Origin of the sequence: Streptomyces sp. CMB-StM0423 (assembly GCF_002847285.1) — a bacterium.
In the GTDB taxonomy this organism is placed as follows: Bacteria; Actinomycetota; Actinomycetes; order Streptomycetales; family Streptomycetaceae; genus Streptomyces.
This window is the reverse complement of sequence record NZ_CP025407.1, coordinates 6,674,235-6,687,608: the sequence shown is the minus strand read 5'-3', so window position 1 is coordinate 6,687,608 and position 13,374 is coordinate 6,674,235. Positions and strand designations below refer to the sequence as shown.

The 13,374-nt window shown below is 72.9% G+C and carries 10 protein-coding genes and 2 pseudogenes; 3 read left to right on the top strand and 9 right to left on the bottom strand.

Features of this window, described 5'->3' with window-relative positions; all coding sequences use genetic code 11:
- Positions 1–7: 7 nt before the first annotated feature.
- From CXR04_RS29070 to CXR04_RS29060, 3 genes are all read right to left on the bottom strand, one after another.
- On the bottom strand, positions 8–913 hold the full coding sequence (locus CXR04_RS29070) for an NADP-dependent oxidoreductase (RefSeq protein ID WP_101425196.1): 906 nt from the start codon (positions 911–913) through the stop codon (positions 8–10).
- 192 nt (positions 914–1,105) lie between these two features.
- On the bottom strand, positions 1,106–1,657 hold the full coding sequence (locus CXR04_RS29065; protein ID WP_101425195.1) for a S1 RNA-binding domain-containing protein: 552 nt from the start codon (positions 1,655–1,657) through the stop codon (positions 1,106–1,108).
- Positions 1,658–1,752: 95 nt separating this feature from the next.
- Complete coding sequence (locus tag CXR04_RS29060) at positions 1,753–2,382, bottom strand: hypothetical protein (RefSeq protein ID WP_101425194.1); 630 nt, start codon at positions 2,380–2,382, stop codon at positions 1,753–1,755.
- Positions 2,383–2,539: 157 nt separating this feature from the next.
- Between CXR04_RS29060 and CXR04_RS35360 the strand changes: the two are divergent.
- Positions 2,540–2,653: pseudogene (locus CXR04_RS35360) on the top strand (IS5/IS1182 family transposase); the annotation flags it as partial.
- Here the strand turns inward: CXR04_RS35360 and CXR04_RS29050 are convergent.
- The 4 genes and pseudogenes from CXR04_RS29050 to CXR04_RS36960 form a co-directional block, all read right to left on the bottom strand.
- A complete protein-coding gene (locus CXR04_RS29050; RefSeq protein WP_101425193.1) occupies positions 2,643–3,698 on the bottom strand; it encodes a type II toxin-antitoxin system Phd/YefM family antitoxin in 1,056 nt (351 codons plus the stop codon). The pseudogene CXR04_RS35360 and the gene CXR04_RS29050 overlap by 11 nt on opposite strands.
- 37 nt (positions 3,699–3,735) lie before the next feature.
- Complete coding sequence (locus CXR04_RS29045) at positions 3,736–5,184, bottom strand: NCS2 family permease (RefSeq protein WP_101425192.1); 1,449 nt, start codon at positions 5,182–5,184, stop codon at positions 3,736–3,738.
- Between the two features lie 164 nt (positions 5,185–5,348).
- On the bottom strand, positions 5,349–6,662 hold the full coding sequence (locus tag CXR04_RS36185; RefSeq protein ID WP_442802416.1) for a pectate lyase family protein: 1,314 nt from the start codon (positions 6,660–6,662) through the stop codon (positions 5,349–5,351).
- 260 nt (positions 6,663–6,922) lie between these two features.
- Positions 6,923–7,099: pseudogene (locus CXR04_RS36960) on the bottom strand (helix-turn-helix domain-containing protein); the annotation flags it as partial.
- An 89-nt stretch (positions 7,100–7,188) separates the two neighbouring features.
- On the opposite strand from CXR04_RS36960, the gene CXR04_RS29030 reads away from it, so the two are divergent.
- Both CXR04_RS29030 and CXR04_RS29025 read left to right on the top strand, forming a co-directional pair.
- Positions 7,189–8,142 (top strand): DMT family transporter, encoded by a 954-nt coding sequence (locus tag CXR04_RS29030; RefSeq protein ID WP_101425189.1) that lies wholly within the window; start codon positions 7,189–7,191, stop codon positions 8,140–8,142.
- 16 nt (positions 8,143–8,158) lie between these two features.
- Positions 8,159–9,535 carry a TerD family protein gene (locus CXR04_RS29025; RefSeq protein ID WP_159072403.1) on the top strand — a complete coding sequence of 459 codons (1,377 nt, stop codon included), beginning with the start codon at positions 8,159–8,161 and terminating at the stop codon, positions 9,533–9,535.
- A 70-nt stretch (positions 9,536–9,605) separates the two neighbouring features.
- Here the strand turns inward: CXR04_RS29025 and CXR04_RS29020 are convergent, their stop codons facing one another.
- Positions 9,606–10,649 carry a 3-keto-disaccharide hydrolase gene (locus CXR04_RS29020; protein WP_101425187.1) on the bottom strand — a complete coding sequence of 348 codons (1,044 nt, stop codon included), beginning with the start codon at positions 10,647–10,649 and terminating at the stop codon, positions 9,606–9,608.
- A 273-nt stretch (positions 10,650–10,922) separates the two neighbouring features.
- A complete protein-coding gene (locus tag CXR04_RS29015) occupies positions 10,923–13,295 on the bottom strand; it encodes a PQQ-dependent sugar dehydrogenase (RefSeq protein ID WP_101426664.1) in 2,373 nt (790 codons plus the stop codon).
- Between the last annotated feature and the right edge of the window lie 79 nt (positions 13,296–13,374).

The window sequence follows — 13,374 nt, the reverse complement described above, 5'->3', positions numbered from 1 at the left end:
CGGGGCCTCAGACGCGGACGACGACCTTCCCCCGCGTGTGCCCGCGCTCGGCGTAGGCGTGGGCGTCGGCGATCTCTTCGAGCGGGTAGGTCCGCTCGATGCGCGGCGTGTAGCGGCCCTGCCGGCCGAGTTCTGCGGCTTCGGCGAGAAGCGCGGGGTCGTTCTCCGCCTGGGCCCAGTGCGCGCCCAGGCGCTGCGCGCCGGCGTAGTCGGCGATCGTGGCCACGCGGGCGGGGTCGCCCACGAGGGCGACGAGACCGGCCAGGGACCCGGAGGCCGCGGTGTCGAGCGCGAGGTCGACGCCGTCGGGAGCGAGGGTGCCGAGGCGCTCGGCGAGACCGGGGCCGTAGGTGGTGGGAACGGCTCCGAGGGAGGTGAGGAAGTCGTGGTTGCGCTCGCCGGCCGTCCCGATGACGGTGGCGCCCTCGGCCGCCGCGAACTCGACCGCGGCACTGCCCACGCCTCCGGCGGCCCCCTCGACGAGCAACGTACGCCCCCGCAGCGGACCGAGCGCCTTCAGCCCGCCCAGCGCCGTCACGGCGACCAGCCCGGCACCGGCGGCCTCCTCGTCGGTCCACGTACGGGGCGCGGGCGCCCAGGCCGAGAGCACGGCCAGCTCGGCGGTCGCCCCCGTGGTACCGCCCAGCCCGAAGACCCGCTCCCCGACGTCCACCCCCTGCACCCCCGCACCGACTTCGTCCACCACCCCGGCGGCGTCCCGCCCGGGAATCGCGGGCAGCTCCACGGGGACCACGTCCCGCGCCGCCCCGGAACGCACCTTCCAGTCCACGGGATTGACGGCGGCCGCCGCCACCCGGATCCGGATCTCCCCGGGCCCGGGATGCGGCTCCGGCACCTGCTCGACCACGAGGGTCTCCACACCGCCGTACTCGTGATACCGGACTGCACGCATGACGTTCTGCCTTCCCCACGGCCCGACCCGGCCGCTCGTACGATCGTGGGCTGATCGCTCGGCACGTGCCGAGACCCCCACGCTAGAACCTCACGCCGACGTCAGATGCAAGCCACGCGGACCACGGCCGACGCCACATGGGATCCCGCGGCCCGCGCGGCGGGTACACCGGCAAGCCGCACCTGAGCACTCCTAGGCGACGCCTTCAGCAGCCAGGACGACACGGCTCCGATCCAGGTCGACGGCGACTATCCGCACCGACATGTCCTGTCCCTCGCGGACGCCCGTCGCCATGTCCGCGGCCGGCTCGGTGGCCGGAACGAGCCCTTCGACGCAGTCGGCGATGCGCACGAAGAAGCCGATCGGCGCGATCTTCGTGACCCGCCCGGTGACGACCTGCCCGACACGCTCCGCGAACCGAGGGAGCAGGTCCTCGTGCTCAGCCCACTCGCGGAGCGTGACGCCCACCTGGTGATTGTGCTCGGCATGCCAGACGACCTCACCGGTGACGACCTGTCCCACGGCCGGCAGTTCCATACACCTGGGCATCCTGTCGACTCTGGCCAGGCCAACGGCTTCAGGGTGGCCGTCAGGGGAAAGGAAGGCACCGAAGGGCTGTCGACCGGTGACCTCCCCGGCGATCGAGGCACCGACGGGCAGAGAGCGAACCGTCTCAAGCCACGCCGCGGCGGAACCCACTGCGTGGAACCGGCCGTTGTCGGAAGGCCACGAGTACTCGCTCACGCACCGATCATGGCACGCAGAAGCCGCCTGCCGAACCTCCACGACGCCCGACCTTCCGCCCCGGCAGAGTACGCAGCACCGACCGCTTCTTCGCGTTACCGGAATTGAACTCGTGATGCCGGTTCGGGATCTTGCTGCGCTGTGCCGCGCCGGGTACCGCGGCGGCGCTTGTAGTAGGCGAGGGTCAGCACGGCCAGGAGCGGTCCCCACAGGATCAGAGGTGTGTAGCAGACGTAGAACCAGGCGGCTTCCCACCCACCGGCCTCGGCGGGGAAGTTGCTGGGCCGGTCGTCGCCGCGGATCGTCGTGCCCTGGATCTCGTTGACGATCGCCAGGACGGTGAACGCGAGGGTAAGGATCGTGGCTCCGAGGGCGGCTGGGATGACCGCTGCTTTCGTCGGGACCCGGCTGCCACTCAGACCGGGGATCCAGCGCGGGAACACCTCGCCCCAGCGGGCGATCAGCCCTATCGCGGTGAAGGCGAGAAGCTCGGAGACGACAGAGAGGGAGAGGATGTACAGCCGCTCCCCCCAGCCGCTCCCCTGGTCGAACGCCACCGGAAGCCGCCACAGGCTTGAGGGCAGAACGACCAGAGGAACGGCATATGCGGTAAGTCGCAGGCGTGGGGACACGCCGGGGAGGGGTTCGTGGGCCGCCTGCCAGGCGACGCGGAACCGACCGGGCCGAGCGGCAACGGAATTATCACGGTGTGCAGCAGACGACATGTGTGATCCCCTGATTCGGCAGGCCGCTGGCGGACCCGTTCGATCAAGACGATCGCAGCCACCGGTGGGCGGTGGATCGCTCTACGGAGGGAACTCGGCTACGCCGCCGGGCTGATGGGGCGTGCGACCATGGAACGACGGCGGATGGATCGACGCAGAACGCGCCTTCGCCCGGCTCCACGCCTTCCGACGCCTGCGGACCCGCTGGGAACGGCGGGCCTGTATCCACGAAGCGTTCCTCAATCTCGGCTGCTGCCTCATCAGGCGGTGAGGCGGGCGCAGCGTACGTGGCCGGTGGTGAGGTTCTGGCGCGGGAGGGCCAGGCCGAGGGCGCGTTCCAGGCCGGCGAAGAACAGTTCCACGGGGTCGGTCCAGTGGGTCAGTTCCTCCGCGCGGCGTATGTGCACGTTGAGGAAGCCGAGCGGTGCGTCGGGGACGAAGGGCATCTCGCCCGGGGTGTACCAGTTGATCTGGTACGCGGACGAGGGCGGCCCGAGGTCGTCCTCGGTCGGGTACGGGCCCTGGTACTCCCCGTCCCTGCAGTAACGGAAGTCGTACTTGGCCTGGCACGCGCACGAGACCAGCTTGACCTGCTCCGCGGGCGGCGGCGTGAGGCGGCCGCCGCAGTCGTCGGAGAGGTAGCCCAGCCACGTCCACTCGCCCACCCCGCCGAAGGCGAGCACGCGCATGAACTCCCCGGCGCCGTCGCGCAGGTCCCGCTCGCGCACCTCGTGCAGCATCAGGCCGGCCGCGAGGTCCCCGGGGTCGGCCCCGTAGGCGAGCGCGACCTCCTCGGGCTCACGGCCCTTGACGAAGTCGAGCACGGAGAAGGGCTCGTCCCCCAGCCACGATTCGGCGATCCACGCGATGCCGTCGCCGACGGGCGGCCGGCGGGCGAGGAACTCCTCGAACGCCGCCGCCTGCTTCGGCGACATGTAGCCCTGGCGGCCGAGGCGCGCCCGCTCGTCCACCCACGCGCACTCGGCCGCCGACTTCAGCTCCGCCACCACCTCGTGGCCCCGCCGGAACGTCATCCGCACCCCGTCGCTGTGGACGAACCGCGTGTACGGGCCCTGCTCCTCGGGGCCGAACGGGCGCCACCGCTCGTCCGTGGGGCGGGGCCGGATCCGGGGCAGCGTGCCGTAGTCGCCGGCGCGCTGCGCGAAGTGCTCCAGCTCGGCCAGTTCGCCCGCCGCGAGCAGCACCCGCGCCGGCTCGCCGCCGTCCGTGATCCGCACCCGCTCGCCCGTCTCCGCGACCCGGCCGACGGCCGCCTCGAAGTCCGGGACGAACTCGCTCAGTTCGACGCTCTCCATGCCCACGGACGCTACGGGAGGGGTCTGACATCGCCCCTCAGACCCCGAGCAGGTCCTCGATCGGCTCGATCGCGAAGTAGATCACGAACAGCACCGACACCGCCCACATCAGCGGGTGCACCTTCCGTGCGCGGCCCATGACCGTCTGGAGGAGCACGTACGCGATGAAGCCGGCGCCCAGCCCGTTGGTGATCGAGTACGTGAACGGCATCACGGCGATCGTGAGGAACGCGGGGACGGCGATCTCGTAGCGGGTCCAGTCGACGTGGCGTACCTGCGTCATCAGCAGGAAGCCGACCGCGATCAGCGCGGGCGCCGCGGCCTGGGAGGGGACGACCAGGGCCAGCGGGGTGAAGAGGAGGGCCAGCGCGAAGAGTCCGCCGGTGACGAGGTTGGCCAGGCCGGTGCGGGCGCCTTCACCGACGCCTGCGGCGGACTCGATGTAGCTGGTGCTGGAGGAGCCGGAGGCGGCGCCGCCGAAGACGGTGGCGAGGCCGTCGACGAAGAGGAGGCGGCCCAGGCGCGGCACGCGGCCCTGCTCGTCGAGGAGGCCGGCCTCGCTGGTGACGCCGACCGCCGTGCCCATGGTGTCGAAGAAGTCGGTGAGGAAGAGGGTGAAGACGAGCAGCACCACGGTCACGGCGCTGACCTCGTCGAACGCCCCGAAGAAGCTGAACTCGCCGAGCAGCCCGAAGTCCGGGGCCTCGACCACGTCGCCGGGCCAGTCCGGGACGGTCAGACCCCATGCCTCGTCGGCGATGTCGGCGAGGGAGTTGATGACGATGGCGACGACCGTCATCGCAAGGATGCTGATGAGGATCGCGCCCTTCACGCCCCGCGCGAGCAGCGAGACGGTGAGCAGCACACCGGCGCAGAAGACGACGACCGGCCAGCCGCTGAGCGACCCGGTGCTGCCGAGCTGCAGCGGGACGGTGGTGTCGGCGATGTCCGGGATACGGGTGGCGAAGCCGGCGTCGATGAAGCCGATGAGGGCGATGAACATGCCGATGCCCACGCTGATCGCGACCTTCAGCGGCTGCGGGATGGCGTTCATGACGGCCTCGCGCACGCCGGTGGCCGCGAGGAGGCAGACGATGATGCCCTCCAGCACGATGAGCCCCATCGCGTCGGGCCAGGTCATGAGCGGGGCGATCTGGTACGCGACGACGGCGTTGATGCCGAGGCCGGCGGCGAGCGCGAGCGGGAGGTTGGCGGTCACCCCCATGAGCACGGTCATCACGGCGGCGACGAGGGCGGTGACGGTGACGAGCTGACCGAAGTCGAGCTGGTTGCCGTATTTGTCCTCGGCACCGCTGAGGATGATCGGGTTGAGCACGAGGATGTACGCCATGGTGAAGAAGGTGGCGAGTCCACCGCGTATCTCCCGTCCGACGGTGGACCCGCGCTCACGTATGCGGAAGAAACTCTCCAGGCCCCCGGAACTCGGCGCTGGCGAAGGGGACTTGTCGGCAATCTGGTCGGACACGGGGGTGCTCCTGAGCGGCGACGGGGACGGTTGCCGTGGACACGGCAGGTCGCATTGTGCCTGCTGAGCCGCCTGATCAGGTTGAGCTTGTGTTACACCTCAGCGGCGGAGCCGTACAGTTACGTGCCCTCCCCACGGATCGTTCCGCCGGGGACGCGACCGGCTCAGCCGATCCGGCCCGCTCCCGCCCGCGGCACCACCACGCCCGCCACCGCCCGCGGCTCGTCGACCCGGGTACGCAGCATCGGGGTCCAGCCGGCGTCCCGCTGGAGCGGGGTGTCCGGGTGGGCCGTGTTGTGAGCCGCGATGAGGTCGGCCGGGGCCCCGTTGACGATGTTGCGGGCTGCCGTCAGCGGGGCCTCGCTCCACTGCTTCAGGATCCGGCCCGCGTCGGTCCCCGGCGGCAGGCGGAAGGAGTTCTTCTCCGCCACCAGCCGCGACTCGAAGCCGATGCCGAAGGAGTATGAGTACGAATCCGCCGCGATCACGTAGTGGTTGTTGTACGCGTCCACCTGCCCGAAGCGCACCCGCGGCGCCCGCTCCCCCAACTCCCGGAACAGGTGGTGGTGCAGCGTCACCCGCAGCCTGCCTCGGTCCGTCGCGCCCGCCCCGTCGCTGTTGCCGATCATCAGGGTCTTGGCGTGGTCCTCGAAGACGTTCCAGGAGACCGTGACGAGGTCCGCGCCGCGCACGACGTCGAGTTCGCCGTCGTGCCGCTGGTACAGCTCGCCGTAGTGGCGCGGCAGGGAGCTGTCGGGGTGGCGGCCGTCGGTGAAGGTGTTGTGGTCCAGCCAGACGTGGGTGGAGTTGTGGACCACGGCCGCGTCGTACTCGGAGTTCCAGGCGCCGCGGTCGCCGTCGGTGGGGTCCCACTGGGGGAAGCAGTCGAGCGGGCTCTCCAGCGTGAGGTTGCGGACGATGACGTTGTCGGCGTCCTTGAGTTGCAGACTGGCGCCCCTGATACCCGCGTTGCGGCCGACGCCGACGACGGTGGTGTCCGAGGGCACGTACGCCTCGATGGCGTTGGCCTGGTTCGCGGCGGAGGCGGCGCGGGCGTCCTCCTGGGGGCCGCTGACCGGGGTGTCGTAGCCCCAGACGGCGGGGTCGTAGTCGGCGAGGTAGCGGTCGAAGTCGTAGCCCGGGGCCCCGTACGCGGCGCAGCCGGCCGCGTCCGCGTCGATCATGCCGGCGACACGGACGATCCGCGGCTCCCCGGCGCCCGCCGCCGCCTCGTTCCACGCGCTGTTGGCCTCGGCGTACGCGGGTGAGGGCGGGCGGCGTACGGGCGCCGGCCCGGTACGACGCGTCGGGCTCAGGCGGTGCAGCCGGCGCGCAGCAGCGCGGCCTCGGCGAGCCGCCGGGAGACGGTGACGGGCTCCGGCACGGCGGAGAGCCCGAAGAGCACGGTCGCGCCCTCGTGGATCAGCAGCAGTTCGTCGGCGAGCAGCCCGGGGTCCCCGGCCCCGGCCCGCTCGCACAGCTCGCGCAGATAGCCGCGCAGCCAGTGCTTCTGGTCGGCGATGACCTGGCGGCCCGCGTGCCCGGGGTCGGGCAGCTCGGCGGCGGCGTTGACGAAGCTGCAGCCGCGCGGGGACTGCCCGCCCATCCAGGTGCCGAGCGCGTCGAAGGTGGCGAGGATCCGGTCGCAGGCGGTGCCGCCGGCGGCGGTGCGCTCGACCTCGGCGGGCAGCCAGGTGCGCCAGCGCTCGTCGCGCCTGCGCAGGTAGGCGGCGACGAGGGCCTCCTTGGAGCCGTAGCGGTCGTAGAGCGTCTTCTTGGTCACGCCGGCCCGGCGGGCGATCAGGTCCACGCCCACTGCGGTGATGCCGCGGCTGTAGAAGAGCGTCTCCGCGGCGTCCAGGATCTTCCGCGCCGCGGGTGTGAGCCGCGGCTGCTCCGCCGTCTGCGTCGCCATCTGCGACCACCTCCGCGACCGAGTATACCGACCTGTTTAGTACACTGGCAGAATCGAGTAAACCGATCGGTTTAATCAAGGAGGTCAGCATGGGTGTCACGGCCGTTTCCGCCGGTCTCGTCGCCTTCTGGAGCTCCGGCTTCATCGGCGCGGAACTGGGCACCCGCGAGGCCGCCGCCGACACCCTGCTGATGTGGCGCTTCCTCGCCGCCGCGGCGCTGTTCGGCGGCGGCTGGCTGCTGCGCCGCCGCCGGCTGCCGCGCCGGGCGCTGGGCGAGCAGGCCGTGATCGGCGCCCTGTCGCAGGGCGGCTACCTGGGCGCCATCGTCTGGGCCGTGGGCCTCGGCGTCCCCGCGGGCAGCGCGGCGCTGATCGCCGCGCTCCAGCCGCTGGCCGCCGGGGCGCTCGCCGGGCCGCTGCTCGGCGAGACGGTGACGCGGCGGCAGTGGGCGGGGCTGGCGGTGGGCCTCGCGGGGGTGGCGCTCGTCGTACGGGACGACCTCGGCGGCGCCGGTGCGGCACCGCCGTGGGCGTACGCGCTGCCCTTCGCCGGCATGGCTGCGCTGCTCGGCGCCAGCTTCCTGGAGCGCCGGGCCCGCTCGCCGCTGCCGCCCGCGGACGCGGTGCCCGTGCACGTGCTGGTCAGCGCCGTCCTCTTCACCGCCGTCGCCCTGGCCGGCGGCCGGGGTGCGCCGCCCGCGGGCGGCGGCTTCTGGCTGGCGGTGGCGTGGGTGGTGGTGCTGTCCACGGCCGGCGGGTACGGCTTCTACTGGCTGAGCCTGCGCCGCAGCGGGGTCACCGTGACCAGCGCGCTGATGTACCTGACGCCGCCGGTCACGGCGCTGTGGGCGTACGCGATGTTCGGCGAGGCGCCCGGCCCCGTGGCGGTGGCCGGGATGGCCGTCGCGGCGGCGGGCGTGGCGGCGGCGACCCTGGGCACGGGGGCCGCGCCGCGGCCCGCCGGCGACCAGGGGCGTAACGGTTCAGCGGAGGTCCCCGTCCGGCGGACACGGGCGGAACCGCGGACCGGGGCCGTTCGTTAGCCGGTGCATGACTGCGATGACCCCTGGCTCGAACCTACCGCTCAGCGCCGCCCGGGTGGCCGTGGACGTCACCGCGCCGGTGCGGCTCGACGTCTCGGGCCTCCTGCTCACCGCCGCCGGCAAGGTGCGCTCCGACGACGACTTCGTCTTCTACAACCAGCCCTCGGGCCCCGGGGTGACGCACCAGTCGGCCGGCGCCGCCGACACCATCACGGTGGACACCGCGGGCGTGCCCGCGGACATCGAGAAGGTCGTGGTCACCGCGAGCCTGGACGGCGGGACGTTCTCGGGCACCGAGCCGACGGCGACGGTGCGGGACGCCGCGAGCGGCGCGGTCATCGCCACGTTCACGCCGCCGCAGTTGTCGAGCGAGACGGCCCTCGTCGTGGTGGAGGTCTACCGGCGCAACGGCGCGTGGAAGGTCCGCGCCGTGGGCCAGGGTTACTCGAACGGGCTCGCCGGCATCGCCACCGACTTCGGCGTCAGCGTCGACGAGCCGGCGCCCGCACCCGCCCAGGCCGCGCCCGCCGCCGCGCCCCCGCCGCCGCCCGCCCCGGCCGCGCCGCAGGCGCCGGCTGCCCCGCAGGCCCCGTCCGCACCGCAGCCGCCCGCCGCGCCCATGCCGCCGGCCGCCCCGATGCCGGGCTCCATGCCCCCGCCGCCCCCGGGCCAGTGGGGCGCCCCCGCGGCCCCGCCGCCCGCTCCCCCGGCGCCCGGCGCCCCGCCCGCCCCCGGCGGCTTCGGCCCGCCCCCGGCCGCCCCGCAGCAGGCAGGGCCGCCGCCGGCCGCCGGGCAGCCCGGGAAGGTCAACCTGGACAAGGGCCGCGTCAACCTTCAGAAGAACCAGACGGTCTCGCTGGTCAAGGGCGGCCAGCCGCTGCTGACCACGGTGAAGATGGGCCTGGGCTGGGAGCCCGCCTACGGCGGCGGCCGGCGCCGCGCCAAGTCCATCGACCTGGACGCCTCCGTCATCGCGTACGGCCCCCAGCGCAACAAGATCGACAACTGCTTCTTCGGCAAGCTCCAGATCCTCAACGGAGCGATCCAGCACTCCGGTGACAACCTCACCGGCGAGGGCGCGGGCGACGACGAGGTCATCACCGTCCACCTCGGCGGCCTGCCGCCGGAGGTCACGGGCCTGGTCTTCACGGTCAACTCCTTCTCCGGCCAGAAGTTCACCGACGTCGCCAAGGCGTACTGCCGCCTGCTCGACGGCCAGACCGGCGAGGAGCTGGTCCGCTTCGACCTCACCTCGTCCGAGCCCCGCACGGGCGTGCTGATGGCGAAGTTCGTCAAGCAGTTCAGCGGCGAGTGGGAGATGACCGCCCTCGGCGAGTTCGTCGACTCGCGCACCGTGAAGGGCATGGTCAAGCCCGCCGCGGCGGCGCTGTAGTCCCCGTACGCACACAGGCGGCGGGGCCCGGTCCGCGACCGGGCCCCGCCGCTTTCGTGTGCGCCGCCGGCTACGCCAGGTCGCGTACCCGGATGTTGCGGAACTCCACGACCGACTGCGTGTCGTGGTTCTGCAGGCCGATGTAGCCCTCGGCGAACTGCCGGCCGCTGGTGCCCGGGTCGGTCGGGCGGCCCGGGAAGGGGATGCCGGGCTTGTTCTCGAACTCGTTGATGACCTCGCCGTTGCGGATCACCGTGTACTGCTGGCCGACCACCCGGATCTCCAGGTCGTTCCACACGCCCTTCTCCGTGGGCTTCGCCGCGGCGAGGTTGAGGTCGGCGAAGCCGTAGACCGAGCCGGTCTTGCGCGGGTCGTTGCCGCCGGTCTCGGCCGAGTCGTTGATCTGGATCTCGTGCCCGCAGTTGACGGACACCCACGCCGGGTCGTTCGTGCGGCACTCGGGGTTGGCCGCCGGGTCGACGCCCGGGAAGCGGACGAAGACGCCGCTGTTGGAGCGGCCCGCGTCGGCCCGCTCGTCGCGGAACTGCAGCCGCAGCGAGAAGTCGCCGTACTCCTCCTTCTCGTACCAGAGGAGCCCGAGCCCGCCGGTGGGCGGGGTCGGGCCCGTGGCCATCGAGCCGTCGTCGTTCAGCTCGAAGCCGCGCCCGCCGACGTAACCCCAGTCGTCGAAGGACTCCTTGCTGCCGTCGAAGATGACGTCGTACGGCGCGGGCCCGTCCTTGCCGCCGATGCCGGACCGGGCCGCGGTCACGATCAGCCGCGCGTACTCCCCCGTGCTGATCACGTCGGCGCGCAGCAGCGAGCCCGACACCTTCTGGGCGTGCGCCACGAACGCGCCGCTGTTCTGCCAGGCGCGCTCGTCGTCGATGAGGTCGTTGATCGTGCAGCCGCCCCCGGCGGCGCGGTTGGGCACGCCGCTGTCGTCGTCCAGGAAGCGGACGGTCGAGCGGGCGTCGGGGGCCGCGCAGGTGGTGTCGCCCGCGGGGGCGGCCGCGGGCTCCCCGGCCGCGGTCGCGGTCGGGGCGAGCAGTCCTGCGGCGAGGGTGGCGGCGGCCAGGGCGGTGCCGGCGAGCGGGAGGCTCGTACGACGCATGGTGTGGCTCCTCGGGTGGTGTCGATGGGCGTACGGGTCAAGGGGCCGTGGGGGGATGCGGTGCTACGGCGCGGAAGGTGCCAGGAGCCGGCCGGTGCGGAGCCGGCTCCGGGCCCACGCGCGCTGCCTGCGCGGCGCGCGGCTGCCGGGTCACGGCCCGCCGGGCGCGGTGTGACCCGCGCCCGCCGGGACCGTGCGTGCGGCCTTCCCCGCCGCGCTGCCCGCCGGCGCTCCCCTCGGGGCGCCGGCGGTGGTGCATGGCGGCGTGCGGCGTCAGCCGCTGCCGAGGTGGAAGCTGTCCAGCTTGAACTCCCCTCCGGTGAACACCAGATAGAGCGACGTCGTCCCGGCGGGTGCGTCCGTCACGCCGGCACTTGCCTCGTGCCAGCCGCTCGTGCCGCCCACCGGGGCGGTGGCGAGCACCGGCCCGTCGGGCGCACCCGCGCGCAGCTCCACGGCACCGTCGGTGCTGCCCGCGGCGTCGACCCGGGCGGACAGGCGCGTGATGCCGTCGAGCACGTACGGCTCGAAGGCGATCCACTCACCGCCCCCGCCGGTGACGGCCCGGCCGCCCTCGGCGCCGCTCGCGGCGCCGGCCGTGGCGCCCTCGGCGGTGGTGAAGTGCTCGGCCTGGCGGTGCGCCGGCTGGAGCTTGTGCTCGGCGCTGGTGTTCAGCGCGGGCACGCCGGCGGTGGCGCCGCCGCCGTCGGTGTAGCGGGCGCGGATGAGGCCGAAGAGGTTGGCGTTGTCGTCGTGCCGGTCCTCCTCGAAGGTCTCGATGGTGCCGGTGCAGCCCTCCTCGAAGGTCATCGGGTGGCCGTGGGTGTCGTGGCCGAGCGCGTAGTCGACGCGCACCCGGGAGCAGTCGATCTCGCCGTCCTCGGCGTCGGAGACCGCCACCTCGAACGGGATGGCGTCGCCGTACTCGAAGACCGTGCCGTCGGCGGGCAGCTTCAGCTCCACCTCGGGCGGGGTGTTGCCGACGACGACGCGGACGGCGGAGGTGCCGGAGTTGCCGTCGGGGTCGGTGACGGTGAGGACGGCGGAGTACTGGCCGTTCTTGGCGTAGCTGTGCTGCGGGTTCTGCTTGTCGGAGGTCTTGCCGTCACCGAAGTCCCAGCGGTAGCGGAGCTGTTCGCTGTCCCGGTCGGCGGTGCCCGCCGAGGAGAACGCGACCTTCAGCGGGGCGTGCCCGGTGCTCGCGCCGGTGGAGGAGGCGACGGGCTCGGGGGCGAAGCCCTGGGCGGCGTTCTGGATCCGGTAGAGGGCGGAGTTCTGGTCGCCGTTGAAGAAGCCGGTGCCGTAGTCGAGGAAGTACAGCGCCCCGTCCGGCCCGAACTCCATATCCATGATCTTGCTGCCGGCCGAGAAGTCCTCGATGGCGCCGGCGCCGCCGTCCTCGCCCACGCCGATGGTCTTGATCCACTCGCGGCCGTGCTCGCCGGCGAAGAACAGCTCGTCGTAGCGCTCGGGGAGCTGGAGCCGGGAGCCGAGGTCCGGGTCGTGGCGGAATACCGGGCCGGCCATCGGGGACTCCGAGCCGCTGCCGAACTCCGGGATGGAGTTGCCGTCGTAGGCGATCCAGGCGGACTGGGCCGGGGGCAGCTCGGTGAGGCCGGTGTTGCGCGGCGACTCGTTGCGGGGCGCGGCGCAGTCGAACGCCTCGCCGGACGCGCCGGTGGCGAAGTCGTAGTCGATGTAGGCGTCGTTGGCTCCGTGGCAGTACGGCCAGCCGAAGTTGCCGGCCTCGGTGATCCGGTTGAACTCGACCTGGCCGCCGGGCCCGCGGGCCGGGTTCGCGGCGCCGGAGTCGGGGCCGTAGTCGCCGACGTAGACGGTGTCGGTCGCCTTGTCGACGCTCATCCGGAACGGGTTGCGGAAGCCCATGGCGTAGATCTCGGGCCTGGTCTTCTCGGTCCCGGGCGCGAAGAGGTTGCCGTCCGGGACGGTGTACGAGCCGTCGGCGGGGTCGACCTTGATGCGCAGGATCTTGCCGCGCAGGTCGTCGGTGTTGCCCGCGGAGCGCTGCCCGTCGAAGGACGGGTTGCGGGTCTCGCGCTCGTCGATCGGCGTGTAGCCGTCGGAGGAGAAGGGATCGGTGTCGTCGCCGGTGGACAGCAGCAGGTTGCCCTCGCTGTCGAAGGCGATGTCGCCGCCGTTGTGGCAGCACCGGCCGCGGTCGGTGCCGACTTCCAGCACCGTCTGCTCGCTGCCCAGGTCGAGGGTGCCGTCCTGCTTCAGGGTGAAGCGCGAGAGGCGGTTCACGCCCTCGTACGCCTCGAACTCGGCGGGCGTGCCGTCGCTGGGCGCGATCCCGTGGGGCGTGTCCATGACGGGCGCGTAGTAGAGGTAGACGGCGCGGTTGGTCTCGAAGTCCGGGTCCACGCCGACGCCTTGGAGGCCGTCCTCGTCGTGCGGGTAGACGGGGAGCTGGGCGGCGACGCGGGTGCCGCCCGCGGCGCCGGTGTGCCAGAGGGTGCCGTCGCGCGAGGTGTGCAGCACGGCGCCGTCGGGGAGCACGGCGAGCGCCATCGGCTCGCCGACCTGGTCCACGCCCTTGGCGAGGGTCACCTGTTGCAGGTCGGGCGCGGCGGGGCCGTCCTGGGCCGCCGCCGGCGGCTCGTGCGCGGCGCCGGTGGCGGCCATGCCGGGGGCGAGGCCGCTGCCGAGCAGCAGGGCCCCCGCGAAGGCCGCCAGGGCGGTACGGAGTCTGGGTCGGGTCTTG

What these genes read in the sequence shown, in the direction of transcription:
- CXR04_RS29070 (WP_101425196.1), bottom strand. Translation starts at nt 913, where the DNA reads ATGCGTGCAGTCCGGTATCACGAGTACGGCGGTGTGGAGACCCTCGTG.
- CXR04_RS29060 (WP_101425194.1), bottom strand. Translation starts at nt 2,382, where the DNA reads ATGTCGTCTGCTGCACACCGTGATAATTCCGTTGCCGCTCGGCCCGGT.
- CXR04_RS29050 (WP_101425193.1), bottom strand. Translation starts at nt 3,698, where the DNA reads ATGGAGAGCGTCGAACTGAGCGAGTTCGTCCCGGACTTCGAGGCGGCC.
- CXR04_RS29030 (WP_101425189.1), top strand. Translation starts at nt 7,189, where the DNA reads ATGGGTGTCACGGCCGTTTCCGCCGGTCTCGTCGCCTTCTGGAGCTCC.
- CXR04_RS29025 (WP_159072403.1), top strand. Translation starts at nt 8,159, where the DNA reads ATGACCCCTGGCTCGAACCTACCGCTCAGCGCCGCCCGGGTGGCCGTG.
- CXR04_RS29020 (WP_101425187.1), bottom strand. Translation starts at nt 10,649, where the DNA reads ATGCGTCGTACGAGCCTCCCGCTCGCCGGCACCGCCCTGGCCGCCGCC.
- CXR04_RS29015 (WP_101426664.1), bottom strand. Translation starts at nt 13,295, where the DNA reads ATGGCCGCCACCGGCGCCGCGCACGAGCCGCCGGCGGCGGCCCAGGAC.